Here is a 24,803-nt window from a genome sequence, read left to right as displayed (position 1 = left end):
GTCGCACTCCATCGGACCTGACGATGACCTCTTCCCCCTCTCCTGCTCCCTTGCATCTGGTCGTGGTCGGCGGCGGTTTCGCCGGCTTGTGGGCGACCCGTGCACTCGACGACCCCGGCATCCGCATCACCCTGATCGATCGGCAGAACCACCATCTGTTCCAGCCGCTGTTGTATCAGGTGGCCACCGCCGGCCTGTCGGCACCGGACATCGCCGCACCGCTGCGGCACATCCTGCGCGAGCAGCGCAATGTCGAGGTGCTGCTCGGCGACGTCGCAGAGATTACGCCGACCCGCCGGGAAGTGGTGCTCGCCGATGGCACGTCGCTGGGCTACGACATGTTGCTGCTGGCCACCGGCGCCACACATGCCTATTTCGGCAACGACCAGTGGGCCGAACACGCGCCCGGCCTGAAGACCCTGTACGACGCGCTGGTGCTGCGGCGCAAGCTGCTGCTCGCCTTCGAGCGCGCCGAGGCCGAATCCGATCCGGCGGCGCGCGCCGCCTGGCTGAGCTTCGCAGTCGTCGGTGGCGGCCCGACCGGGGTCGAGCTGGCCGGCACACTGGCGGAGATCGCCCGCCACACGCTCAAGAAGGAATTCCGCCATATCGACCCACGTCAGGCACGGGTGCGCCTGGTCGAAGCCGGCCCGCGCGTGCTGCCCTCGTTTCCGGAAGATCTCACCGACAAGGCGCGCAAGCAGCTTGAGCGGCTGGGGGTGGAGGTGCACACCGGCACGCCGGTCAGCCATATCGATGCGCTGGGCTATCGGCTCGGCGACACCTTCGTGCCGGCGCGCACCGTGGTGTGGGCGGCCGGCGTCGCCGCCTCGCCGCTGGCGCGCACGCTCGGCGTGCCGCTGGATCGCGCCGGGCGCGTGCTGGTTGAGCCGGACCTGAGCGTGCCCGGGCATCCGGAGATCTTTGTCGGCGGCGACCTGGCGTCGGTGCAGCAGGGCGGCCGCCCGGTACCGGGTGTGGCACCGGCGGCCAAGCAGATGGGCAAGCACATCGCCAAGGCCATCCGCGCACGCCAGCGCGGCCAGGCTGCGGCCGCCTTCCGCTACCAGGACTTCGGCAACCTGGCCACCATCGGGCGCATGGCCGCCATCGTGCATGTCGGCAAGCTCAAGCTGTCCGGCATCGTCGCGTGGTGGTTCTGGCTGGCCGCGCACGTCTACTTCCTGATCGGCTTCCGCAACCGCTTCGTGGTGCTGGTGAACTGGGCAATGGCGTACTGGAGCTATCAGCGTGCCGCGCGGATCATCTTCGGCGGCGCCACCGACGACCCGCCGCCCAGCAGCAAGGACGGATGACAGCGCCGCAGGCCGTGCGATGCTGTGCGGCCTGATGCGACGACCTGACCGTGGCAACTGTCCTGTTCCTGCTGGATCTGCTCGGCACCTTCGTGTTCGCCCTGAGCGGCGCAACCGTGGCGGTGCGCAACCGCCTGGACCTGTTCGGCGTGCTGGTACTGTCCTGCGCAGCAGCCGTGTCCGGCGGCATCGTGCGCGACGTGCTGATCGGCGCCACCCCGCCGGCCGCATTGGTGCACCCGCAGTATCTGCTCACGGCCTGCCTGGCCGGCGTTGCCGGGTTCTATTGGCATGCAGCAGTGGAACGGTTGCGCAACCCGGTGCAGATCTTCGACGCGGCCGGGCTGGCGTTGTTTGCGGTCTACGGCACCAGCAAGGCGCTGGACTATCAGCTCAGCCCGCTCAGTGCCACGCTGCTGGGCATGCTCAGCGGCATCGGCGGTGGCATTGCGCGCGATCTGTTGGTCGCACGCACGCCAGTGGTGCTGCAGGCCGAGTTGTACGCCGTCGCCGCGCTCGCCGGTGGCGGCCTGGTGGCCATCGGCCATGTGCTCGGCGTGCCGCAGGCCTGGTCGCTGGCGATCGGCGCCGGCGTATGTTTCGGACTGCGCTTCATGGCGATCCGCTACGGCTGGCATCTGCCGGTGGCACGCCTGCCCGACTGACACATTGTCGCGCAGGCATGATCCTGGCAGCGGCGTCAGAGGGCCGCTCGCGCCCATAGACCCCCAATGCAAACGGCCCGGGTAACCGGGCCGTTTGTGCGACGGGAACTGCGAGAGCGAAGGATCAGGCGACGAACAGCGCCTTCATCTTCTTCAGCGCGTTCGCCTCGATCTGGCGAATCCGCTCGGCCGACACGCCGTACTCGTCGGCCAGCTCCTGCAGCGTCACCTTGGATTCGGAATCCAGCCAGCGACGCTTGACGATGTCGCGCGAGCGCGTGTCCAGGCCAGCCATGCCTTCGCGCAGCAACTGCAGCTGGTTGTCTTCGCTGTCGTGCCGCTCGTAGGCCTGCGACGGATCTTCGTCGTTGGCCACCAGGTAGCTCACCGGCGACGGCGGACCGTGGTCGTCGTCTTCGTCGGAAGACGCGTCGAAACCGATATCGCGACCGGACAGGCGCGACTCCATTTCCATCACTTCACGTTCGGAGACGTTCAGGTCCTTGGCGACCGCCGTCACCTCGGAGGCATTGAGCCAGCCCAGGCGGGTCTTGGACTTGCGCAGGTTGAAGAACAGCTTGCGCTGCGCCTTGGTCGTGGCGACCTTGACGATGCGCCAGTTCTTCAGGATGAACTCGTGCATTTCGGCACGGATCCAGTGCACTGCGAAGCTGACCAGGCGCACGCCCATATCCGGGTCGAAGCGCTTGACCGCCTTCATCAGGCCGATATTGCCTTCCTGGATCAGGTCGCCCAGCGGCAGGCCGTAGCCGTTGTAACCGCGGGCCACGTGCACCACGAAGCGCAGGTGGGAATGGACCAGTTCGCGCGCGGCGTCCAGATCGAGCTCATCGCGGAAGCGGCGGGCCAGATTCTGCTCCTCATCGACCGACAGCACCGGGATCTGGTGCACGGCACCGATGTAGGCGTCCAGCGAACCGAGCGCACTGGGAATCGGGAGATTGTTTGCCACAAGGGCAGTCGAAGTAGTCTGGTTCATAGGCACCATCTTAGCAGTCGAACTATTGGACTGCCGGGTATAGAAAGAGTTCCCAGCGTTCCATTTATAGGACGTTCGGGCTTCCGCGCTTGCCGGCGTTCTACCGTACAGCTCCCCGAATTCTGACGCCAAACTAGCACCCCACGCCTGCGCAGACCGTGACAAAACCCGCGACGATGCGGCGCCCGGCTAGGCTGTTCAGCCGGCGGCCGACGTTGTGTCCAACCCGTCGCGCGGAGGCAACGACCAGTCGATCGGAGGGAGACTCCGGCGCTGCAGATGCTCGTTGGTCTTGGAGAAATGCTTGCAGCCCAGGAAACCGCGATGCGCCGACAACGGCGACGGGTGCGGCGCCTTGAACACCCGATGGCGCGCCTGGTCGATAACCTTGCCCTTGGACTGGGCGTAACTGCCCCAGAGCAGGAACACCAGGCCCTCGCGCTCGCGGTTGAGGGTCTCCACGACGTGGTCGGTGAAGCCTTCCCAGCCCTTGTTCTGGTGTGCACCCGCCCGGCCCTGCTCCACCGTCAGCACCGCGTTGAGCAGCAGCACACCGCGGCGCGCCCACGGCATCAGATAGCCATGGTCCGGGCGCGGGATGCCCAGATCGTCCTGGATCTCCTTATAGATGTTGAGCAGCGACGGCGGCACCGGCACGCCGGGCAACACCGAAAAGCACAGCCCATGCGCCTGGCCTTCGCCGTGATACGGGTCCTGACCCAGGATCACCACCTTGACCTGATCGAACGGGGTCGCGTCGAAGGCGGCAAAGATCTGCGGCCCTGGCGGAAACACCCGCGCCCCGGCCGCCTTGCGCTGGCGCAGGAAGGCCGACAGCTCCTGCATCTCCGGGCGCAGCAGCCAATCGCCCACCTTTGCCTTCCACGACGGTTCCAGCTGGATGCGCCCTTCCACTTCACTCATAGCGTGACGGCCTGATCCTCAAGTCGCGCCAGGCGCAGCTGGAACAACACCTTGGTCACCAGCAAGCGCTCTTCGATGGGCTTTTGCACCAAGTCATTGGCGCCGGCGCGCAGCAGTTCTGACTGGTTGCGTGGATTGGTGTCGCCGGTCATCACCAGCACCGGCAGGCGGCGCTTGCCGTAGGCGAAATCGATGCGGATACGTTCGACCACATCGCGGCCGTTGAGCTCGCCTTTCAGGGTCACGTCGGTCAGCACCACGTCGATGCGACGCTCGGTCCGGCCCAGCGATTCGGCGGTCAGCAGCGCAAAGGCATCTTCGGCAGTCAGTACATGCACCACCTTCAGGCTCTGGCGCTCGAGCATGCGCTTGGTCGCCTCGGCCACCACGCGGCTGTCTTCGATATAGAGCACGGTCGCGCCGACCACCGGCTCGGGCTGCACATAGCCACGGATGAAGGTGGCCAGGGCCTCATGGCCCAGCGCCTTGTCGAAATAGTCGGTGACGTATTCGGTAAAGCGGCGCTCGACCAGGTGCTGCTGCGCATCACCGGACACCACGATGACCGGCACATACGCCTGCCCGGCCGCTTCGCGCACGCTGCGCGCCAGGGCCAGGCCATCGCCATCCGGCAGCGACAGCGAGGTCGTCACCAGATCCACCGCGCCGGCTTCCAGCGCATCGCGCGCTTCGGCGATGCTGGCGCAGCCGATTACCTGCACGTTTTGCAGCTCGCGCGTGAGCACGTCGGCAATGAGCTTGCGCACCAGTTTCGAACCATCGACGACCATCACGCGCGGTGCGTCGCTGATCAGGTGTTTGAGATCTGGTGGATGCATGGCAGGCCTCAGGTCTCGGTGGGACGGGTCTGGCGAAGGAAATGGCCGGTCACCAGCCAGGCGCCCAGCCAGCCCAGCACCAGGGTGCCGATGAGCACCATCACAGAATGCAGCAGATCCAGCCCGTGCAGCGTAAACGAACTGCCATAGCTGTCGGCCAGGGTCGCCAGCGGCGCACGCAACGCCAGTCCCGAAGCGGCAATCAACGCCAGCGCCACAGCGCCAGCGCCCAGCCCGTACCACGCGCCCAGGTACAGGAACGGGCGACGGATGAAGCCATCGCTGGCGCCGAGCAGCTGCAGCACGCCGATCTCTTCGCGCCGCGACTGGATGTCCAGCCGCACGGTGTTGCCGACCACCAGCACCGCACCGATGCCAAGCAGGGCCGACAGCACCTGTACCAGGCGCTCGCCGAAGTGCAGCCAGCCATCCAGGCGCTTGCGCCATAGCGCGTCGTGCTGCACCTGGTCGGTTTGCGGCAGGGCCTGCAGTGCGCCGGCCAGCTGCGCGTCGTCGGCCGTGTCGGCGGGCGTGACGATCAGCAGCGTGGGCAGCGGGTTTTCGCCCAGCGCTTCGGCAGCTTCATCGAGCTTGGCGCTCTCACGCAACTCGGCCAGACCCTGTTCGGGGGTGCGCAGCGTGACCTGCGCCACATCCGGGCGGGCTCGCAGCTCGGTGGCCAGCGCCTGCGCGGCCTCGGCCGCGACATCGACCTTCAGGAACAGATTGATCTCGCGCGATTGCTGCACGCTGCCGGCCAGCAGCTTGACGTTGTCCAGCGCGATCGACAGCCCCAACGGCAAGGCCAGCGCCAAGGCCATCACCACGATGGTCAGCAGCGTGGCCCACGGCTTGCGCATGGCGCGGCCCAGGCTGAAGGCGATGCTGTGCAGATGGTGGTCGATCCAGACGCCGAATCGCGACGGTGCCACCGCTTCGGTATTGGCAAGCTTGCTCATTCGGCCAGGTCCTGCGGCGAGATGTCGTCGACCAGGCGGCCATGGTCCAGGATCAGCACGCGCTTGCGCATCTGCTTGAGCAGTGCCAGGTCGTGGCTGACCACCAGCACGCTGGTGCCGCGCGCAGGAAGCTCGGCAAATAATTGCATGATTTCGGCCGCCAACGCCGGGTCGAGATTGCCGGTGGGCTCGTCGGCCACCAGCAGGCGCGGTTCGCCGACGATGGCGCGGGCGATGCCCACGCGTTGCTGCTCGCCTGCCGACAGTTGCGATGGCAGGGCTTTTTCGCGATGGGCCAGACCGATGCGTTCCAGCGCCGAGCGCACGCGCTTGCCGATCTCGGCGCGACGGGTGCCGCGCAGGATCAACGGCAACGCCACGTTCTCGGCAATGCTGCGGTCGTTGAGCAGGCGGTGGTCCTGGTAGACCGCACCCACCTGACGCCGATGCAGCGGAATCTGCCGGCCGCGCACCTTGAGCAGGTTGCGCTCACCCAGCAGCACCGCGCCCTGGCTGGGCCGCTCGCTGAGGTGGATCAATTTGAGCAAGGTACTTTTGCCGGCGCCGGAGTGGCCGGTCACGAACAGCATCTCGCCATCGGCCACCTCGAAGCTGACATCAGTCAGCGCCTGGTGGCCCCCGGCGTAGTGCTTGCTGACGTTGTCGAAACGCAGAACGGTCATCCGGCGATTATGCCGGAGCGCCCGTGCCTGCGTCGCATCGCCGCGTAACAGCGATGCGATTGCAGCGAAGCGATGGTCAGTTGCCCGAGACCAGCGACCGCAGGCGGCGACCGATGCGGCTCAGCAGCGACGGGCTGCCGGCCGGCTTGGCTGCGGCGCGCACCGGCTTGGCGACCACCTGGGTCGGCTTGCGCGGGGCAGCAGGTGCGGGCACCGGCGTGGACGCGACCGGCTCGGCACCGTCGACCGGACGGCCGTTGCGACGACGGCGACGCTTGCGCGGTGCACGCTCGGCATCGGCCGCGATGGTGGACGGCGCGTCCACCGCTGCAGCGGCAACCACCGGTGTTTCGCTCCGTGCAGCCGTCGCAGGCGTTTGCCCTTCCACACGCGGCTTGCGGCGCGGACGCGGCTTGCCGTCGGCACCGGCGCTGGCGCCATCGCGGCGACCGCCACCACTGCCGCTGCGCGAACCGCCGCCGGGACCACTGCGCCCGCCACCGCGACGCTGTTCTTCGGCGGCACGCTGCTCGCGCGCTTCGCGGAAGATCGTGCCCACGCTGTCGCCAGCGTCGTCGTCGGCCTCTTCGCCTTCCACCGGCACGCGTGCTGCACGCGGCAGCGGGGTCAACAGCTCGGTGGTCACCGGTTCGACCGGAATCTTCTGCTCGATGTAGGCCTCGATATCCGGCAGGCTCATCGCATAGCGCTCGCAGGCGAAGCTGATCGCATCGCCCTCCTCGCCCAGACGCGCGGTGCGGCCGATGCGGTGCACGTAGTCTTCGGCGTCGAACGGCAGGTCGTAGTTGTAGACGTACTTGACCCCGTCGATATGCAGGCCGCGCGCGGCCACGTCGGTGGCGACCAGGATTTCGAGCTGGCCCTTCTGAAAGCGGTTGAGCAGCGACTCGCGCTTCTTCTGCGGCACGTCGCCCGACAGCACACCAACGCGGTAGCCATGGCGCTCCAGGGTGCGCGCCACGCGCTCGACGAACGCCTTGGTGTTGACGAACACCATGGTGCGCGCGCCTTCGCTACGCGACAGCAGACCCAACAGCAGCGTCTGCTTCTCTTCGTCGGACGGGAAGTAGATGCGCTGGCGCACCCGCGCCGCGGTGATGGTCTCGGTCTCGACGACGAGCTTTTCCGGCTCGTTCATGTGCTCGTAGGCCAGCTCCAGCACGCGGTGGCTCAGCGTGGCCGAGAACAACAGCGTCTGACGGGTGCCGCGCTCGGGCATGCGCCGTAGCAGGAAGCGGATGTCCTTGATGAAGCCCAGGTCGAACATGCGGTCGGCTTCGTCCAGCACGCAGATCTCGCAGGCATGCAGCGACACCACCTTGTGCTGCTTGACGTAGTCGATCAGCCGGCCCGGCGTGGCGATGATCACGTCCACGCCCTGCTGCAGCAGCTCGCGCTGCTTGTCGTAGTCCACCCCGCCGTAGACCAGCGCAAAGCGCAGCCCCAGGTCGGCGCCGAACTTGACTGCGTCCTTGTGGATCTGGATCGCCAGCTCGCGGGTGGGCGCCAGGATCAGCGCGCGCGGGTCTTCCGGCTTGCGGTCGGCCAGCGCCGGGCGGATCAGTAGGCGGTTCATCACCGCCACCAGGAATGCCAGGGTCTTGCCGGTGCCGGTCTGGGCCTGGCCGGCGACATCGCCGCCCGGCAGCGCGACCGGCAGGGTCAGCGCCTGGATCGGGGTACAGCGGGTAAATCCGGCGCTCTCCAGCCCGGCGATCAGCGCCGGATGCAGGTCGAACGAGGAAAAGGTCAAATCGGTCAGCGGTTTGTCGCTCATTATTCCGTCTTCGTAAGGCGCCCTGGGCAGCCCGGGCGCGGCTTGCATCGATGCCGACAGCGTCGCAAACTGCGGCAGTTGTGGCGGACAGCGCGGCTTCAGGACTGACACTTGATTCAGTCGCGCAATGCCCCAGTTTAACGCAATGTGGCGGCCTGCCCGATCGGGTGGGCCGTTTGGTTTCCAGGAGACCCAACGTGAGCGACAAGGTTCAACATGTCGGCGATGCCGACTTCGAGACAGCTGTACTGCAATCCGGCGAACCGGTCCTGGTGGATTTCTGGGCCGAATGGTGTGGCCCGTGCAAGATGATCGCACCGGTGCTGGACGATCTGGCCGATACATACCAGGGTCGGCTCAAGGTTGCCAAGGTCAACGTGGACCAGAACCGCGCCCTGGCCATCAAGTACCACGTGCGCTCGATCCCGATGCTGTTGCTGTTCAAGGACGGAGAAGTCCAGGCCAGCCAGATCGGGGCGGTTGGCAAGGGCCAGCTGACCCAGATGATCGACAAGACCCTGGGCGGCGCGGCCGCCTGAGTGAGCGGGCGTCCAGCGATGGGCGCCTGCCGTGGTAGGCCGGCAGTTAAATCCGGCCAAGGCCGATGCTTGCGCGGTCGCGCGCCACGGTGATAGTGTCAGTTGGTCCGGCACACGTTCGTGCGCCGCCGTACCCCTCTAGAACCCTCTTCTAGACTCCCATCTACCAATAGTTCGCCCCCCAGCCGGGCGCTCGCACCTTAGCGAGGAATCACGCACTTGTCCGATCATCCTTCCTCCGATACCGGGAGCAGCGTCGACGCTCCCGTCGAGAAGCGCGTGCGCAAGCCGCGCGTGAGCAAGACCGCCGTCGCCCATGACGATGCCGGCGCGCAGCAGCCCAACCTGCCCTTGCCCGCCAGTCCCGCACCCGACGCGCCACGCCCTCCGCAGGCACCGTCGCCCGCTGCCGAATCGGCACCGGCGCAGACGTCCAGCGATGGCGCAGGCACCAGCAGCGCCTCCGGCGCCAGCCAGGGCAGCGACAGCCACGGCGAGCCCCGCGAGGGCGGCCAGTCGCAGCAGCAGCGCTTCAATCAGGCGCAGCAACAGCAGAACCAGAATCAGGCGCAAAGCCAGGGCCAGAACCAGGGCCAAGGTCAGAATCAGGGCGGCCAGAATCAGCAGGGTCAGGGGCAGAACCAGCAGGGCAATCGCCGCGACCGGTTCCGCAACCGTCGCGACCGCGGTCCGCGCGACCGCTTCGGTAATGAAGGCGGCGGCATGCCGTCCTCCGACGGTAGCAACGAGCCCTTCATCGCGCGTCCGCATCCGGCCGTGCCAGAAGGCTTCCCGGTCTATTCGCTGAGCGACCTCAAGCGGATGCCGGCGCAGAAGCTGCTGGATATCGCCGACCAGCTCAACATCCAGGAAGGCGTGGCGCGCGCGCGCAAGCAGGACGTGATCTTCGCCCTGCTCAAGGTGCTGACCCGTCATGGCGAAGGTGTTGCCGCCGACGGCGTGCTGGAAATCCTGCCCGACGGCTTCGGTTTCCTGCGTGCGGCCGAAGCCAGCTACCTGGCCGGCCCCGACGATACCTATATCTCGCCCAGCCAGATCCGCCGTTTCAACCTGCGTACCGGCGATCATCTGTCCGGCCGCATCCGCTTCCCCAAGGACGGCGAGCGCTATTTCGCGCTGTCGATCGTGGACACCATCAACGGTGAGCCGCTGGAAGCGAGCAAGAACAAGGTCCTGTTCGAGAACCTGACCCCGCTGTTCCCGCGTCGCCGCTTCCGTCTGGAGCGTGGCGATGGCTCCACCGAGGACATCACCGGCCGCATCCTGGATCTGATGGCGCCGCAGGGTAAGGGTCAGCGTGCGCTGATCGTCTCCCCGCCCAAGGCCGGTAAGACGATGATGATGCAGCAGGTGGCCACGGCCATCACCACCAATCATCCCGAAGTGCACATGATCGTGCTGCTGATCGACGAGCGCCCGGAAGAAGTGACCGAAATGCAGCGCACCGTGCGCGGCGAGGTCATCTCCTCCACGTTCGACGAGCCGGCTGCGCGCCACGTGCAGGTTGCCGAGATGGTGATCGAGCGGGCCAAGCGCCTGGTCGAGCACAAGAAGGACGTGGTGATCCTGCTGGACTCCATCACCCGCCTGGCGCGCGCCTATAACAACGTGGTGCCCAGCTCCGGCAAGGTGCTCACCGGTGGTGTGGACGCCAATGCGTTGCACCGCCCCAAGCGCTTCTTCGGTGCGGCACGTAACGTGGAAGAAGGCGGCTCGCTGACCATCATCGCCACGGCGCTGGTGGAAACCGGCAGCAAGATGGACGAGGTGATCTACGAAGAGTTCAAGGGCACCGGCAACAGCGAAGTGCATCTGAACCGCCGCATCACCGAAAAGCGCGTGTACCCGGCCATCGACATCAACCGCTCCGGCACGCGCCGCGAAGACCTGCTGATCGAGCCGGAGCTGCTGCAGAAGATCTGGATCCTGCGCAAGCTGCTGCACCCGATGGACGAAATCGCGGCGATGGAATTCCTGCTGGACAAGATGAAGACCACCAAGTCCAACGACGAGTTCTTCAGCTCGATGAAACGCTGATTCCGGTCTGCGTCAACGAGGAGAAAAGCCCCGCATTGCGGGGCTTTTTTGTGGGCGTGCTGCCATTGCGTGGCGACGACGAGCATCGACAATGCCCGCCCATTTCAGGACCGGTCGATGCAGACAGACGCATCACGCCAGCCTGCGCGACTCCGCGTAGGGCGGCGTGTCCGGGTAATCGTCTTCGCGCAGCCGGGCCTGCAGGTTGCGCCACCATTGCGGGTCGAACAGCTCGGGGTGGATGTGCTTGACCGCTTCCAGTTGCGAGGAGGGCAAGCCCATGAACAAGGCGAAACGTTCGGGGAAGACGTCGCGCGGGCCGACGTGGAACCAGGGCTCGGCGGCCATCTGTTCTTCGTAGGTGGTGGGCGCGGGCCAGTCGCGGAACGTGCATTCGGTGATCAGGCACAGCTCGTCGTAGTCATAGAACACCGCGCGCTGGTGCCGGGTGATGCCGAAGTTCTTCAGCAGCATGTCGCCGGGAAAGATGTTGTTGCGCGCCATGTCCTTGATCGCCTGGCCGTAGTCCAGTGCGGCCGCATGCGCGGCCTCGGGCAGCTGTTCGCGCAGGTACAGGTTGAGCGGGCGCAGGCGCCGTTGCACGTAGCACAACGCGATCAGCACATCGTCGCCATCTTCGCTCAGGCTCATCGCGCAGCTGGTCTGCAGCTCTTGCAGCAGCGCCGGTGAAAAGCGCGCTTTGGGAAACCGCAGAAACCGATATGGCTGCGCATCGAGCAGGCGGCCGATGCGGTCGAGCTGGAATACCAGCTCGTATTTGCCTTCCACCTGCGCGCGGCTCATGGTCTTGGGATAGGCAAAGCGGTCGCGAATGAGCTTGAACACCAGCGGATAACTGGGCAGCGTAAACACGACCATGACCATGCCGGGCGTGCCGTCGGCATGCACCAACTGCTCGGACGGCTGCGCCTGGAAATGACTGAAGAACGTGCGATAGCGTTCGGTCTTGCCCTGCTTGGCACGGCCCAGCATCGTGTACAGCTCGTCGACCGGCTTGTGGGTGAGCAGGCTGCGCAGGAATACCACCGCATCGCCTACCGTCGACAGGTCGGCCTGGAAATAGCTGCGCGAATTGCTGAACAATTGCGCGACATCGCTGCGCCGGGTCAGCACCGCTTCGGCGCGCAGGCCGGCATCGTCGTTGATCAAGGCGATGACGCACGGCGAAAAGCGATGTTCGCCGAAGACGCGCCCGACCAGATAGGCGCGGCGCTCGCGATAGAACACGGTCTCCAGCAGCTCCACGCTGCGTACCGGATGCTCGCCCCAGTGCGCAAGGTCGTCGAGCAGGCGCACTGCGATGGCGGCCGCGCAGCGGGTGCGATGCGCATACGGCACGGCGAACGCGTAGTCCCCCAGCACCCGCACCAGCATGTCGGTCAATCGGCCTGGCGAGACCGCATAGGTGTGCCGCGCCACCGGCACGGTAATGGCATCGGTGGGCTCGATATCCAGCGCAATGAACTCGATGTCGGCGTCCACGCCATGGGTGCCGAAGTAACGCCGGGTCAGGGTGTTGTAGAAGGTCTTGTACAACTCCTGATCGATCAACCCGCTCAGCAACGCGGCGTAATGATCGCGCGCGCGCATCCATAGCGCACGGTCGTGCGCCTGGCCCAGCAGTACTGCACGCAAACGCAGCATGCATTCGGCGATGTATTGATCGTAGAGCGCGATGCGTGCAACTGCGTCGTCGCGCGCGCCGCTCCAATCGCGGGTTTCGAACCGCTGTTTGGCGCGTGCGGTGATCCCGGAAAACCGCGCGTGATAGTCCTCGAACGCTTCATACACGGCCTGGGCGATCGCCAGCGCGCGGCGCTCGGATTGCGGCGGCAACGGTAGGTGGCTCATGGTTGCACTGTCCTTGTGCGCTTGCGGCCACGCGCGGCAAGTGGCGCGGCGGTGGCCTGTTGCGCGTGCGCGGCGTGCTCGCGCGCCTGGCCCTGTAGCCAGGTACGAAATGCGAGAAACCCGCCATGCGTACTGGAACGCGGCGGATACACCAGGTAATGCGACCAACTGGTCTTGAGCCGATGCGTGGACAGCGCCACCAGTTGGCCGGACGCCAGCAACAGGCGCGCACGCGTCACGCGACCCAAGGCAACGCCGACGCCATCCAGCGCAGCGCGGTGGTGCGCCTCCGATTCGTCGAGCACGGCGACATAGCGCCGCGGCGCATCACCGCCAAACGCGGCAAACCAGCGCAACCAGGCATCATCCGGATCGCCCAGCAATGGCCAGTGGTGCAATGGCGGCGCCTCCCCGCCGCCCATGCGCGCGATCAGTGCCGGGCTTGCCATCGGCACCAGCCATTCGTCGAACAAAGGTTCGGCGATGACGCCCGCCCATTGCCCGGCACCGATGCGCATGGCAGCATCCACCTGCTGCTGGCGTTCGAAATCCACCAGTCGCTCGCTCGACAGCAGGTTGATTTCGATGGTGGGATGGACCGCCAGGAATTCGCCCAGCCGCGGCACCAGCCAGGCCGACGCCATCGACGGCGTGATGCTGAGCGTCAGCGTGTCTTCGCGGCGCGCACCGAAGGGCTCGAACGCTTCGGCAATCGCATCCAGATGCGGTGCGATGCGATCGAGCAACTGCTGGCCCTGCGGTGTCGCGGTGACGCCACGCGCATGCCGCTGCAGCAGTGGATACCCCAGCCGTTGTTCAAGCGCGCGCATCTGATGACTGAGCGCGCTGACGGTGAGATGCATTGCGCTTGCGGCGCGCGACAGGTTGCCCAGGCGCACCGCGCTGACGAAACCCTGCAATGCGTGAAGCGGAGGACGCGCCATGGCCAACCCTTGAATAGGATTCAACACTCACTTGCAAAAGCATCGCTTTTACGCCCCCTAGCCTGCACCTACTGTGGGTTTCACTCAAGTGGAGGCCAGGGCATGCGCATCTTTACCGACTTGTTGTTCCAGCACGGCCACATTGCCGACGCGGCGCTCGCTCGATGCCTGGCAGAAGCCGACGCGCCAGTTGAATCGGTTGAATCGGTTGAGTCCGTGGAATCAACGACGCCCCTCGCGCCGATAGTGCAGGACACCCAGCTGACGGCCGAAGCACGACAGCGCCTCCGGCGCGAACGGCGTATGGCGCGGCTCAGCCGACGCCTGCTTCGCACCATGACGGCGCTGTCGCCGTTCCGTTGAAACGACAAAGCCCGCCTCTGACGAGACGGGCCTTGATGGCAGCGTGCTCCGCACCGACAGGCGGTGCGGGAACTCAGGCCTTCAGCGTCGCCAGCACATCGTTGAAGGTCCTGCTCGGGCGCATCGCTTCGCTGACCTTGGCCAGGTCCGGATGGTAATAACCGCCGATGTCCACCGGCTTGCCCTGCGCGCCGTTGAGCTCGGCCACGATGGTGGCTTCGTTCTCGGTCAGGGACTTGGCCAGCGGTGCGAACTTGGCTTGCAACGCGGTGTCTTCGGTCTGTGCGGCCAGGGCCTGAGCCCAGTACATCGCCAGATAGAAGTGGCTGCCGCGGTTGTCGAGCTCGCCCACCTTGCGTGCCGGCGACTTGTTGTTGTCCAGGAACTGCCCGTTGGCCACGTCCAGCGCCTTGGCCAACACCGTGGCCGACGGGTTGTCGTAGCGATTGCCCAGGTGTTCGAGCGAGGCCGCGAGCGCCAGGAACTCACCCAGCGAATCCCAACGCAGGCAGTTTTCTTCGACGAACTGCTGCACATGCTTGGGTGCCGAGCCGCCGGCGCCGGTTTCGAACAGGCCGCCGCCAGCCATCAACGGCACGATGGAGAGCATCTTGGCGCTGGTGCCCAGTTCCATGATCGGGAACAGGTCGGTGAGGTAATCGCGCAGCACGTTGCCGGTGACCGAGATGGTGTCCTGGCCCTTGCGGATGCGCTGCAACGAGAAGGTGGTCGCTTCCACCGGCGGCAGGATGCGGATATCCAGGCCGTTGGTGTCGTGATCCTTCAGATACGTCTCGACCTTGGCGATCACCTGCGCGTCGTGCGCGCGGGCCTTGTCCAGCCAGAACACGGCCGGCGTGTCGCTCAGGCGCGCGCGCTCCACGGCCAGCTTCACCCAGTCCTGGATTGGCGCGTCCTTGACCTGGCACATGCGCCACAGATCGCCGGCCTCCACTGCGTGCTCGAACACCGTCTTGCCATTGCCATCGGTGACCTTGACCGTGCCGGCAGCGGGGATCTGGAAGGTCTTGTCGTGCGAACCGTATTCTTCGGCTTTCTGCGCCATCAACCCCACGTTGGGTACCGAGCCCATGGTGGCCGGATCGAACGCGCCGTGCGCCTTGCAGTCGTCGATCACCGCCTGATACACGTCGGCGTAGCAGCGGTCCGGAATCACCGCCTTGGTGTCCTGCAGCTTGCCGTCGGCATTCCACATCTGGCCGGAATCGCGAATCATCGCTGGCATCGATGCGTCGACGATCACGTCGCTGGGAACATGCAGGTTGGTGATGCCCTTGTCCGAATTGACCATCGCCAGGCCTGGGCGCTGTGCGTATTCGGCCTGGATATCGGCTTTGATCTGCGCCTGCTGGTCTTCCGGCAGCGTGCCGATGCGTGCGTACAGATCGCCGATGCCGTTGTTGGGATCGAAGCCGACCGACTTGAGCGCATCGGCATGCTTGCTCAGCGTGTCCTTGTAGAACTCGCCGACCACCACGCCGAACAGCACCGGGTCGGAGACCTTCATCATGGTGGCCTTCAGATGCACCGAGAACAGCACGTTCTTGGCTTTGGCATCGGCAATCTGCGCGTCGATGAAGCTGGCCAGCGCGCGCTTGCTCAACACGGCGGCATCGACGATTTCGCCAGCCTTGACCGCCACCTTGTCTTTCAGCACGGTGCTGCTGCCATCGGCAGCGACGAATTCGATCTTCAGGCTGCCGGCCTCGGCCAACGTGGTGGACTGCTCGCTACCGAAGAAATCGCCGGAATCCATGTGCGAAACGTGCGACTTGGACTCGCCATTCCACTTGCCCATGCGGTGCGGATGCTTGCGGGCATAGTTCTTCACCGACAGCGGCGCGCGGCGGTCGGAATTGCCTTCGCGCAGCACCGGATTCACCGCGCTGCCCTTGACCTTGTCGTAGCGCGCCTTGATGTCTTTCTCCGCGGCATCCTTGGGCTCGTCCGGATACGCCGGCAGTGCATAGCCCTGCCCTTGCAGTTCCTTGATCGCGGCCTTGAGCTGCGGCACCGATGCGCTGATGTTGGGCAGCTTGATGATGTTGGCTTCCGGCGTGGTGGCCAGTTCGCCGAGCTCGGCGAGGTCGTCGGCGATTTTCTGCTGCTCGCTCAGGTGCTCGGGAAACAGCGCCAGGATACGGCCTGCCAGCGAGATGTCGCGCGTCTCGACCACGATCCCGGCGGTGTTGGTGTAGGCATCGATGATCGGCAGCAGCGACTGCGTGGCCAGAAAGGGAGCTTCGTCAGTGAGCGTGTAGAGGATCTTCGGTGTCTTCGACATGAGGTGCGATGGCTCTTATGGTCGGGAGGAGCGCCGACGTCCGGCGATGGCGAGGTTGGCGTGCGCAACGGGGGTCGGTGATGGCACGCCGATCGGCCAGCGCAATGAACGCGGCATTGGATCAGCACCGCATTGTCGCGTCTGAGCCGCGCCCGGGTAAAGCGACCACGGGCGGATGCTTCATCCCGTCACGTGGCCAATGGGATGGATGCAGCTGTAACGAATGCGCCGTGCATGGAAAAGGCGCGACCTTGCGGCCGCGCCCTGTCTGGTTGCCCTACAGAACCGGGTGCCTGCTACGAAGGTGTGCAATACAGCGCTGCACACCATCCGATGCCTCAACCAGCGCCGCTTACTTGACGGTGATGGTCTGCGGATTGCCGGCAGGCTTACCATCCACCATCACCTGCGCCGTGTAGGTGCCGGCCGGCCAGCCATCGGGCTTGCTGAAGCTGAGATTGGTGGTCTCGGCCCCGGACGTGGTCAAGGTGGCGTTCTGTTCGCCCGCCACCTGACCATCCTGATAGGTGAGCTTGGCCGATACCGGCACGTTGCTCGCACTGCCGTCGGTCTTGACCGAGACGATGATGGTGTCCTTGGTGCCGATGTTGGCAGATGGCATCACCGTCTTATCGGCGGCTGCCTTGGTTCCTACCGCAACGCTGGAAACGGTGACGGCAGCGCCGGCGCCCGCTGCGGTATCGGTGCTCGCAGCGCCGGTCGCGCTGCTCTGCCCGGCCTGGTCGCTGGCTGGCGGCGTCGCGGCCGGGCCCGGCATGGCGTCGGTGGCAGCGCCGGAGGTGGGATCCTTCGACACGTTGGAATCGTCGTTGGCTTCCTTACGGCAGCCCGACAAGGCCAGGACGCCGGCAAGGGCAAGCACGAGGGAGCTGGAAACGGCTTTGCTACGCATGGATCGTTCTCCAAAGAGCCAATGGTGGTGGCGAATGACTCGCCTTGTCTAAATCGAATGCATGAATGACACGGCAGCTGCTCAAGCCTTCGGTGGCAGGTGCAGCACCTGGCCCGGGAAGATCTTGTCCGGGTCCTTGAGCGTTTCGCGGTTGGCTTCGAAGATACGCGGCCACAATGCACCGTCACCCAGGTGACGTTTTGCGATGCTAGATAGCGTGTCGCCTGCCTGCACGGTGACCGACTCATCGACCAGCTGCGCAGTGCTTTGCACGCTGGTGCGCACGTTGGAAAAATCCGCTGCCGGGGTTACCTCGGCCGTGCTGTCGACCGATGCGGTGACATTGGAAAAATCTGCTTTTTTATCGGCGCTCATTGCTGCAACCCTTGTGCCTCACGATGGCTGCAGGGTGCGCGGGCGGCTGTTAAGCGTGGATCGCGCCACCGTGAAGCCGGCGCGATCCTGTGCAGACGCGACTTACTGGCGCAGGTCGCGGAAGATCGACAGCGGTGTTGGCACGCTGGGCGAGCTGCGCAGGGGGTTGATGTCCAACCCACCGCGACGGGTATAACGCGCTTCCACCACCAGCCATTCGGGTGCGCAACGGATCAGCACGTCATTGAAGATGCGCTCCACGCACTGCTCATGAAACTCGGCGTGGTCGCGGAAACTCACCAGATACCGCAGCAAGCCTTCGCGATCGATCGGCGCGCCGCGATAGCGCAGCGTGACGCTGGCCCAATCCGGCTGGCCGGTGACCGGGCAATTGGATTTGAGCAGCGCTGAGGTCAGCACTTCGTCCACCGCAGCGCCTGCGTGCGCACGCAGATAATCGGCATTGGGCGGGCCGTAGTCGTCGATGCTGACATCCAGCGTATCGATCGACTCACCCTCGCCCACCGCATCGATCGGCGGCAGCCCGAACTCCACCGATACATCGGCACCTGCGCGCGTGGACAGGTCGGTGGCGATGCGTGTGCGCACCGCTTCGGCGCTATTGAAGCGGGTGGCATTGAGGGAGTTGAGATACAGCTTGAGCGACTTGGATTCGATCAGCGATGGCGAATCGCAAGGCACATGCACGGTGGCCGTGGCCACGCACGGCTTGCCTTGCGCATCGAGCCAGCTCAACTCATAGGCATGCCAGCGATCACGGCCGATGAACGGCAGTGCGCCGGTCAGCCCGATCGCCTGGCGCCCGGCCGCACGCGGAATCGGAAACAGCAAGGACGGGTCGTAGCCGCTCGGGTAGGCAACCTCGCGACCAAGGGTGGAATCTTCTGGGGTATTCATGCCGTCATTTTAGGCCGCACGGGCTGGCCGTGAGGTGTATGGCGACACGCGGAACACAGCGAACGGGAAACCCGAAGATTACCGTTCATGCCCGCTCAACCCACCCGTCACCGAAGGTGGGAATCGCCCAGCCAAAGACGATTCCCCATTCCCCATTCCCGATTCAGCCCGCCTCACCCTGACGCAGATAATCCAGCGACACCTGCAACAGCGCACGCAAGCCCACATCCAGCGAGGACTCATCCAGCAGGAACTGCGGCGAATGGTTGCTGGGTGCGGTGGCCGGATCGATGCCCTTGGCGGTGGAGCCGACGAAGAAGAACATCGACGGCACCTGCTGGGCATAGAACGAGAAATCTTCCGCGCCCATCTGCAACGGCGGCTCGTACACATTCTCGGCGCCCACCACGGCCTGCAGGCTGGGCAGCATCCTGGCAGTCAGTGCGGGGTCGTTGACGGTGGCCGGGTTGCCGGGCTGGTCCGGCACCTGCGCCTGGACCTTGGCGCCGTGGGCAGCGGCGGTGTGTTCGGCCACGTTCTTGAGATCGGCAAAGATCTGCTGGCGCATGCCCTCGTCGAAGGTGCGGATGGTGCCGACCATGTCCACCTCGTCGGGGATGATGTTGTAGCGGATGCCGCCCTTGATCGCGCCGAAGCTGAGCACCGCCGGCTGCTTGGACAGGTTTGCGCGGCGGCTGATCACCGTCTGCGCGGCGCCGATCATGTCGGCGCTGGCCACGATCGGGTCGATGCCGTTCCAGGGCGCCGAGCCGTGGGTCTGGCGGCCGATCATCTTGATCGCAAACCGGTCCGAGGCCGCCATCAGCGGGCCGCTGCGCACCGCGATCTTGCCGGCCTGCACGCTGGAGAACACATGCAGGCCGAACACCGCCTGCGGCTTGAAGTCGGCGAACAGGCCTTCCTTGAGCATCAGCGAGGCGCCGCCTTCCTCGTTGCCGGGCGCGCCTTCTTCGGAGGGCTGGAAGATCAGCATCACTTCGCCGGGCAGTTGCTCGCGCATGCCCACCAGCGCCTCGGCCACGCCGAGCAGGATGGCGGTATGGGCATCGTGGCCGCAGGCGTGCATCACCCCGACCTGCTCGCCGCGGTACTCGGCGGTGGCCTTGGAGGCAAACGCCAGCCCGGTCTGCTCTTTCACCGGCAACGCGTCCATGTCCGCGCGCAGGGCGATCTTCGGGCCGGGCTTGCCACCCTTGATGATGGCCACCACGCCGTGATGGGCAATGCCGGTGCGCGGCTTGAGGCCCAGCTTGCGCAGCTGCGCGGCCACGGTGGCGGCGGTGCGCTCCTCGCGGTTGGACAGTTCCGGGTGCTGGTGGAAGTCGCGGCGCCATTGCACCACCTTGGCCTGCAGCGGGGCGGCGGCGGCCTGAACTTCGGGCCGTTGCGCAGTCTGCGCGGCGGCGAGCGTGGGCAGGGCGAGCAGCAGCGCGCTGGTCAGCAGGCGGGAGTGGCGCATCGGCAATCCTCTCAAGGTGGTTGCTTAATGTAGTGCAGGTGCGCGCCCGATGGGCTGCAGTGGGGCCCGATTCAGCCCGGCGGTCAACCGCCTCGGCCGTGGCGCGTTGCCGCTGCAGTGCCTCCATGACCGTTGCGGTCGTTTCGCCGGCCGAGCCGTTACTTCAGTAACGCTCAATTGGTGGAACGCAACGATATGCTGCGCACAGCCGCCCCACGGTCGCACCACGCGCCCGGCCCGCCATCAGGAGTTGTCGCATGTCGCGTTTTTGGAAAATCACACTGCTGGTTGTAGCGGTGCTTGTCGTGGTGTTCGTCGCAATGCGGATGATGGGTGGGGGCAACCAGGGCAAGCGCGCAGGCGCACCGGACGGCAATGGCACCGAAAACAGCGGCCCGGTGCCGGTGACGGTGGTGGCCGCCACCACCCAGGATGTGCCGGTGTATGCCAGCGCGCTGGGCACGGTGACCGCGCTCAACACGGTCACGGTCAGCCCGCAGGTGGGCGGCCAGCTGATGAGCCTGAACTTCAAGGAAGGCCAGGAAGTGAAGAAGGGCGAGGTGCTGGCGCAGATCGACCCGCGCACGCTGCAGGCCAGCTACGACCAGGCGCTGGCGGCCAAGCGCCAGAACCAGGCGCTGCTGGCGACCTCGCGGGTGAATTACCAGCGCTCCAATGACCCGGCCTACAAGCAATACGTCTCGCGCACCGATCTGGACACCCAGCGCAACCAGGTGGCGCAGTACGAGGCCGCCGTGGCCGCCAACGATGCGCAGATGCGCTCGGCGCAGGTGCAATTGCAGTTCACCCGCGTCACCGCGCCGATCGACGGCATCGCCGGCATCCGTGGCGTGGACGTGGGCAATATCGTCAGCACCAGCTCCACCATCGTGACGCTGACCCAGATCCGCCCGATCTACGTGTCCTTCAACCTGCCCGAGCGCGAGCTGCAGGCCGTGCGCAGCGGCCAGGCGGCGGCACCGCTGGGCGTGGCGGCGCTGGACCGTGGCGATGCGCATGTGATCAGCGGCGACGGCAAGCTGGATGTGATCGACAACCGCATCGCTGCCGACAGCGGCACCTTCGGTGCGCGCGCGATCTTCGACAACACCGACAACGCGCTATGGCCGGGCCAGTTCGTCAACGTGCGGTTGCAGCTGCGCACCATCTCCGGCGGCACCGTGGTCCCGACCCAGGCAGTGCAGCGCGGCCCGGATGGCGATTACGTCTACGTGGTCGGCAACGACAACACCGCACAGATGCGTACCGTGGTGCAGGGCGTGGAAGTGGACGACAGCCATGTGCAGCTCACCAAGGGGCTCAAGCCCGGCGAGCGGGTGGTGACCGAAGGCCAGTTCCGGCTCAAGCCAGGCAGCAAGGTCAGTGCGCTCAAGCCGGGCGAAACCCCGCCGGAGCCGACCGAAGCCGAGCTCAAGGCCGCCCAGAACAAGCAGGAGCGCGGCGGCGGCGGTGGCCGTCGCGGCGGCGGCCCGCGTTGATGCCGGCCTGACCGCTGGCGACGGGCCTGCCCCGTCGCCGGTGCGCGTCGGCGCCGTGTGCGCCGGCATCGATTGACGTCTTCAGCAAGGACACCCCCCGTGGGCTTTTCGACCATCTTCATCCGCCGCCCGATCGCCACCTCGTTGTTGATGGCGGGCGTCCTGCTGCTGGGCATCCTGGGCTACCGGCAGTTGCCGGTCTCGGCGTTGCCGGAAATCGACGCGCCCAGCCTGGTCGTGACCACCCAGTACCCCGGCGCCAACGCCACCACCATGGCCTCGCTGGTGACCACCCCGCTGGAGCGCCAGTTCGGGCAGATCTCCGGCCTGCAGATGATGACCTCCGACTCGTCGGCGGGGTTGTCCACGATCATCCTGCAGTTCTCGATGGACCGCGACATCGACATCGCCTCGCAGGACGTGCAGGCCGCGATCCGCCAGGCCACGCTGCCCTCGTCGCTGCCGTACCAGCCGGTCTACAACCGGGTCAATCCGGCCGATGCGGCGATCCTCACGCTCAAGCTCACCTCCGATTCGCTGCCGCTGCGCGAGGTCAACCGCTACGCCGATGCGATCCTGGCCCAGCGCCTGTCGCAGGTGCCGGGCGTGGGCCTGGTGTCGATCGCCGGCAACGTGCGCCCTGCGGTACGCATCCAGGTCAATCCGGCGCAGCTGTCGAACATGGGCCTGACCATGGAGTCGCTGCGCAGCGCGCTGACCCAGACCAACGTCAGCGCGCCCAAGGGCTCGCTCAACGGCAAGACCCAGTCCTACAGCATCGGCACCAACGACCAGCTGGTGGATGCCGCGCAATACCGCGACACCATCATCAGCTTCGCCAACGGCCGCCCGGTGCGGCTGGCCGATGTGGCCAAGGTGGTCGACGGGGTGGAGAACGACCAACTCGCCGCCTGGGCCGATGGCAAGCCGGCGGTGCTGCTGGAAATCCGCCGCCAGCCCGGCGCCAACATCGTGCAGACGGTGGAGCAGATCCGCAGCATCCTGCCGCAGTTGCAATCGGTGCTGCCGGCCGACGTGCATCTGGAGGTGTTCTCCGACCGCACCGAAACCATCCGCGCCTCGGTGCACGAGGTGAAGTTCACCCTGGTGCTGACCATCGCGCTGGTGGTGGCGGTGATTTTCGTGTTCCTGCGCCGGCTGTGGGCCACCATCATTCCGTCGGTGGCGGTGCCGTTGTCGCTGGCCGGCACCTTCGGGGTGATGGCATTTGCGGGCATGTCGCTGGACAACCTGTCGCTAATGGCGCTGGTGGTGGCCACCGGCTTCGTGGTCGACGATGCGATTGTGATGATCGAAAACATCGTGCGCTACATCGAGCAGGGCAAGAGCGGGCCGGAAGCGGCGGAGATCGGTGCCAAGCAGATCGGCTTTACCGTGCTGTCGCTGACCGTGTCGCTGGTGGCGGTGTTCCTGCCGCTGCTGCTGATGCCCGGTGTCACCGGCCGGCTATTCCACGAATTTGCGTGGGTGCTGTCGATTGCAGTGGTGATCTCGATGCTGGTGTCGCTGACGCTGACGCCGATGATGTGCGCCTACCTGCTCAAGCCCGATGCGCTGCCCGAAGGCGAAGACGCGCACGAGCGCGCCGCAGCCGCCGGCAAGACCAACCTGTGGACGCGCACCGTCGGCACCTACGAGCGCAGCCTGGACTGGGTGCTGGCGCATCAGCCGCTGACCCTGGCGGTGGCGATCGGCGCGGTGGCACTGACCGTGGTGCTGTATGTGGCCATTCCCAAGGGCTTGCTGCCCGAGCAGGACACCGGCCTGATCACCGGCGTGGTGCAGGCCGACCAGAACGTCGCGTTCCCGCAGATGGAGCAGCGCACCCAGGCGGTGGCCGCGGCGCTGCGCAAGGACCCGGCGGTGACCGGCGTGGCCGCTTTCATCGGTGCCGGCACCATGAATCCCACCATCAACCAGGGCCAGCTGTCGATCGTGCTGAAGACACGCGGCGACCGCGATGGGCTGGATGAGGTGCTGCCGCGCCTGCAGAACGCGGTGGCCGGCATCCCCGGCGTGGCGCTGTTCCTCAAGCCGGTGCAGGACGTCACCCTGGACACGCGCGTGGCGGCCACCGAATACCAGTATTCGATGTCGGATGTGGACAGTACCGAACTGGCCACCTGGGCCGGGCGCATGACCGAGGCGATGCGCAAGCTGCCCGAGCTGGCGGATGTCGACAACAACCTGGCCAACCAGGGGCGTGCACTGGAACTGAGCATCGACCGCGACAAGGCCAGCATGCTCGGCGTGCCGATGCAGACCATCGACGATACCTTGTACGACGCGTTCGGACAGCGCCAGATCTCCACCATCTTCACCGAGCTCAATCAGTACCGGGTGGTGCTGGAAGTGGCGCCGGAATTCCGCAGCAGCACCGCGTTGATGAACCAGCTGGCGGTGGCCAGCAATGGCAGCGGCGCGCTGACCGGCACCAATGCCACCAGCTTCGGCCAGGTGACCTCGTCCAACTCGTCCACGGCCACCGGCGTGGGCGCGCAGAACACCGGCATCGTGGTCGGCGCCGGCAACATCATTCCGCTGGCCGCGCTGGCCGAAGCCAAGGTCACCAACACGCCGTTGGTGGTGAGCCACCAGCAGCAGCTGCCGGCGGTGACCATCTCGTTCAACCTGGCGCCGGGGCATTCGCTGTCGCAAGCGGTGGCGGCAATCGAGAAGGCGCGCGAAACTCTCGAGATCCCCAGCCAGGTGCATGCGCAATTCGTCGGCAAGGCGGCCGAATTCACCGGCAGCCAGACCGACATCGTGTGGCTGCTGCTGGCGTCGATCGTGGTGATCTACATCGTGCTGGGCGTGCTGTACGAAAGCTACATCCACCCGCTCACCATCATCTCCACGCTGCCGCCGGCCGGCGTCGGTGCGTTGCTGGCCCTGATGATGTGCGGGCTGAGCCTGTCGGTGGACGGTATCGTCGGCATCGTGCTGCTGATCGGCATCGTCAAGAAGAACGCCATCATGATGATCGACTTCGCCATCGACGCACGCCGCGAAGGGGCGAACGCGCACGACGCGATCCGGCGCGCCTGCCTGCTGCGCTTCCGCCCGATCATGATGACCACCGCCGCTGCCATGCTGGGCGCGCTGCCGCTGGCGCTGGGCACGGGCATCGGCTCGGAACTGCGCCGCCCGCTCGGCATCGCGATTGTGGGTGGCCTGCTGCTCTCGCAGCTGGTGACGCTGTACACCACCCCGGTGATCTATCTGTACATGGAACGCGCCGGCGAGCGCATGCGTGCCTGGCGCGCGCGCCGTGCCGCACACCGTGATGGCCTCACCCCGGCATCCACCCCGGAGCGCTCGGCATGACGTCC

The 24,803-nt window shown here is 66.0% G+C and carries 20 protein-coding genes; 7 read left to right on the top strand and 13 right to left on the bottom strand.

Annotated elements, in window-relative coordinates:
• Nucleotides 1-23: 23 nt before the first annotated feature.
• Together ABQZ09_RS05855 and ABQZ09_RS05850 are read left to right on the top strand one after the other, a co-directional pair.
• The gene (locus ABQZ09_RS05855; protein WP_349776377.1) at nucleotides 24-1,316 is read left to right on the top strand and encodes an NAD(P)/FAD-dependent oxidoreductase; all 1,293 of its coding nucleotides are present in this window, start codon (nucleotides 24-26) and stop codon (nucleotides 1,314-1,316) included.
• 50 nt (nucleotides 1,317-1,366) lie between these two features.
• Nucleotides 1,367-1,981 (top strand): trimeric intracellular cation channel family protein, encoded by a 615-nt coding sequence (locus tag ABQZ09_RS05850; RefSeq protein WP_039405257.1) that lies wholly within the window; start codon nucleotides 1,367-1,369, stop codon nucleotides 1,979-1,981.
• A gap of 124 nt (nucleotides 1,982-2,105) precedes the next feature.
• Here ABQZ09_RS05850 and rpoH read toward each other — a convergent pair whose 3' ends face one another.
• The 6 genes from rpoH to rhlB form a co-directional block, all read right to left on the bottom strand.
• Nucleotides 2,106-2,981 carry an RNA polymerase sigma factor RpoH gene (gene rpoH, locus ABQZ09_RS05845; protein ID WP_039564933.1) on the bottom strand — a complete coding sequence of 292 codons (876 nt, stop codon included), beginning with the start codon at nucleotides 2,979-2,981 and terminating at the stop codon, nucleotides 2,106-2,108.
• A 198-nt stretch (nucleotides 2,982-3,179) separates the two neighbouring features.
• A complete protein-coding gene (ung, locus tag ABQZ09_RS05840) occupies nucleotides 3,180-3,905 on the bottom strand; it encodes a uracil-DNA glycosylase (RefSeq protein ID WP_349776376.1) in 726 nt (241 codons plus the stop codon).
• Nucleotides 3,902-4,744 carry a response regulator gene (locus ABQZ09_RS05835; protein ID WP_039405267.1) on the bottom strand — a complete coding sequence of 281 codons (843 nt, stop codon included), beginning with the start codon at nucleotides 4,742-4,744 and terminating at the stop codon, nucleotides 3,902-3,904. The genes ung and ABQZ09_RS05835 overlap by 4 nt, the downstream gene beginning before the upstream one ends.
• 8 nt (nucleotides 4,745-4,752) lie before the next feature.
• Complete coding sequence (gene ftsX, locus ABQZ09_RS05830) at nucleotides 4,753-5,703, bottom strand: permease-like cell division protein FtsX (protein WP_047694624.1); 951 nt, start codon at nucleotides 5,701-5,703, stop codon at nucleotides 4,753-4,755.
• Nucleotides 5,700-6,386 (bottom strand): cell division ATP-binding protein FtsE, encoded by a 687-nt coding sequence (ftsE, locus tag ABQZ09_RS05825; RefSeq protein ID WP_003484499.1) that lies wholly within the window; start codon nucleotides 6,384-6,386, stop codon nucleotides 5,700-5,702. Before ftsE ends, ftsX begins: the two co-directional genes overlap by 4 nt.
• Nucleotides 6,387-6,462: 76 nt before the next feature.
• Complete coding sequence (rhlB, locus tag ABQZ09_RS05820; protein WP_349776375.1) at nucleotides 6,463-8,184, bottom strand: ATP-dependent RNA helicase RhlB; 1,722 nt, start codon at nucleotides 8,182-8,184, stop codon at nucleotides 6,463-6,465.
• A 197-nt stretch (nucleotides 8,185-8,381) separates the two neighbouring features.
• On the opposite strand from rhlB, the gene trxA reads away from it, so the two are divergent.
• Both trxA and rho read left to right on the top strand, forming a co-directional pair.
• Complete coding sequence (gene trxA, locus ABQZ09_RS05815) at nucleotides 8,382-8,723, top strand: thioredoxin TrxA (RefSeq protein ID WP_039405310.1); 342 nt, start codon at nucleotides 8,382-8,384, stop codon at nucleotides 8,721-8,723.
• Nucleotides 8,724-8,942: 219 nt separating this feature from the next.
• Nucleotides 8,943-10,781 carry a transcription termination factor Rho gene (gene rho / locus ABQZ09_RS05810; protein ID WP_166752340.1) on the top strand — a complete coding sequence of 613 codons (1,839 nt, stop codon included), beginning with the start codon at nucleotides 8,943-8,945 and terminating at the stop codon, nucleotides 10,779-10,781.
• Nucleotides 10,782-10,913: 132 nt separating this feature from the next.
• On the opposite strand, the gene aceK is transcribed toward rho, so the two are convergent.
• Together aceK and ABQZ09_RS05800 are read right to left on the bottom strand one after the other, a co-directional pair.
• Complete coding sequence (gene aceK, locus ABQZ09_RS05805; protein WP_184555560.1) at nucleotides 10,914-12,653, bottom strand: bifunctional isocitrate dehydrogenase kinase/phosphatase; 1,740 nt, start codon at nucleotides 12,651-12,653, stop codon at nucleotides 10,914-10,916.
• Complete coding sequence (locus tag ABQZ09_RS05800; protein ID WP_349776374.1) at nucleotides 12,650-13,597, bottom strand: LysR substrate-binding domain-containing protein; 948 nt, start codon at nucleotides 13,595-13,597, stop codon at nucleotides 12,650-12,652. Before ABQZ09_RS05800 ends, aceK begins: the two co-directional genes overlap by 4 nt.
• A 102-nt stretch (nucleotides 13,598-13,699) precedes the next feature.
• Between ABQZ09_RS05800 and ABQZ09_RS05795 the strand changes: the two genes are divergently transcribed.
• The gene (locus ABQZ09_RS05795) at nucleotides 13,700-13,960 is read left to right on the top strand and encodes a hypothetical protein (RefSeq protein WP_349776373.1); all 261 of its coding nucleotides are present in this window, start codon (nucleotides 13,700-13,702) and stop codon (nucleotides 13,958-13,960) included.
• A gap of 73 nt (nucleotides 13,961-14,033) precedes the next feature.
• Here ABQZ09_RS05795 and ABQZ09_RS05790 read toward each other — a convergent pair whose 3' ends face one another.
• From ABQZ09_RS05790 to ABQZ09_RS05770, 5 genes are all read right to left on the bottom strand, one after another.
• On the bottom strand, nucleotides 14,034-16,265 hold the full coding sequence (locus tag ABQZ09_RS05790) for an NADP-dependent isocitrate dehydrogenase (RefSeq protein WP_349776372.1): 2,232 nt from the start codon (nucleotides 16,263-16,265) through the stop codon (nucleotides 14,034-14,036).
• 352 nt (nucleotides 16,266-16,617) lie between these two features.
• Nucleotides 16,618-17,178, bottom strand: a complete 561-nt coding sequence (locus ABQZ09_RS05785; RefSeq protein ID WP_349776371.1) for a hypothetical protein — start codon at nucleotides 17,176-17,178, stop codon at nucleotides 16,618-16,620.
• Nucleotides 17,179-17,259: 81 nt separating this feature from the next.
• On the bottom strand, nucleotides 17,260-17,553 hold the full coding sequence (locus tag ABQZ09_RS05780) for a LysM peptidoglycan-binding domain-containing protein (protein WP_039564919.1): 294 nt from the start codon (nucleotides 17,551-17,553) through the stop codon (nucleotides 17,260-17,262).
• A gap of 102 nt (nucleotides 17,554-17,655) precedes the next feature.
• Nucleotides 17,656-18,471 (bottom strand): NADPH-dependent 7-cyano-7-deazaguanine reductase QueF, encoded by an 816-nt coding sequence (queF, locus tag ABQZ09_RS05775; protein WP_228314784.1) that lies wholly within the window; start codon nucleotides 18,469-18,471, stop codon nucleotides 17,656-17,658.
• A 163-nt stretch (nucleotides 18,472-18,634) separates the two neighbouring features.
• Entirely contained in the window at nucleotides 18,635-19,951 is a 1,317-nt protein-coding gene (locus tag ABQZ09_RS05770) for a M20 family metallopeptidase (RefSeq protein ID WP_349776370.1), read from the bottom strand.
• Between the two features lie 257 nt (nucleotides 19,952-20,208).
• Between ABQZ09_RS05770 and ABQZ09_RS05765 the strand changes: the two genes are divergently transcribed.
• Nucleotides 20,209-21,450 carry an efflux RND transporter periplasmic adaptor subunit gene (locus tag ABQZ09_RS05765; protein ID WP_349776369.1) on the top strand — a complete coding sequence of 414 codons (1,242 nt, stop codon included), beginning with the start codon at nucleotides 20,209-20,211 and terminating at the stop codon, nucleotides 21,448-21,450.
• A 99-nt stretch (nucleotides 21,451-21,549) separates the two neighbouring features.
• Nucleotides 21,550-24,798: an efflux RND transporter permease subunit gene (locus ABQZ09_RS05760; RefSeq protein ID WP_349776368.1), complete on the top strand. Its 3,249-nt coding sequence runs from the start codon at nucleotides 21,550-21,552 to the stop codon at nucleotides 24,796-24,798.
• The last annotated feature ends 5 nt before the right edge of the window (nucleotides 24,799-24,803 follow it).

This window comes from Xanthomonas sp. WHRI 6106 (assembly GCF_040202405.1).
Classification (GTDB): Bacteria; Pseudomonadota; Gammaproteobacteria; order Xanthomonadales; family Xanthomonadaceae; genus Xanthomonas; species Xanthomonas cannabis.
Note: the sequence above shows the minus strand (reverse complement) of the source record. Positions and strands in the feature narration are given on the sequence as shown.